Below are 932 nucleotides of genomic sequence, written 5' to 3'. Positions count from 1 at the left end.
TAACCGCTTGACTCAAATTCTTGATCTGCGTTTCATCCGTGACATCGACCTGGTGCCAAATCAAGGCTGAATGTTCATAATCGGGTTTTGTGCGCCGATAGGTCGCGTGAATTTGTGCCAGCGGAAAGCGCACTAGTGCTTCTTTGACCATCGCCAAACCAATCCCTCCGTTTCCACCGACGATCAAAATGTTCATCACAAATGCTCCAAATCCGCGATATAGCGTTCAGCCGTCTCAAGAATCGCTTGGCGCTGTGAAGCTTCCATATTGTCCCAAGACCGGAAAATCATGCCGATGCGTGGATTGGTAGCGAGTCGCTTTTCATGCTTGTCCATAAATCGCCAATAAAGACTATTAAACGGACAAGAGCCTTCGCCACTGCGCGCTTTGTTGTCATAGTGGCAACCTTTACAGTAATCGCTCATTTTGTTGATGTACGACCCGCTTGCGGCATAAGGCTTGGTGCCAACAATGCCACCATCGGCGAACAATGCCATACCGCGTGTATTGGGCATTTCTACCCACTCAATCGCATCGACATAAATGCCGAGATACCAAGCATCTACTTGGTCAGGATTCATCTCGGTGAGCAAACAAAAGTTGCCCGTCACCATCAAACGCTGAATATGATGGGCGTAGGCATAATCGAGAGACTGGCCTATTGCATTGCGCATACAAGCCATCTTGGTTTTTCCTGTCCAAAAGTAGTCGGGTAAATCACGTGATGCTTCGAGCTCATTTTTCTGCGGATACTGCGGCATATTCGCCCAGTACACACCCCGAATGAATTCCCGCCAACCTAAGATCTGACGAATGAATCCTTCTACCTGCGCAATATCGATGTGTTTGTTAGATTGGTATGCACTAAGTGCAGCATCGATTACCTCTTTGGGGTGCAGTAACTTGCTGTTCATCGAGAACGACAAAAGAC

The 932-nt window shown here is 47.9% G+C and carries 2 pseudogenes; both read right to left on the bottom strand.

Annotated elements, in window-relative coordinates:
• A pseudogene (locus R7R78_RS24855) lies at positions 1-196 on the bottom strand (short chain dehydrogenase); the annotation flags it as partial.
• Positions 196-932, bottom strand: a pseudogene (locus R7R78_RS24850) (cryptochrome/photolyase family protein); the annotation flags it as partial. The pseudogenes R7R78_RS24850 and R7R78_RS24855, both read right to left, overlap by 1 nt.

This window comes from Vibrio sp. 2134-1 (genome assembly GCF_033339495.1).
The sequence above is the reverse complement of the archived record's forward strand: the minus strand, read 5'-3'. Positions and strand labels throughout refer to the sequence as shown.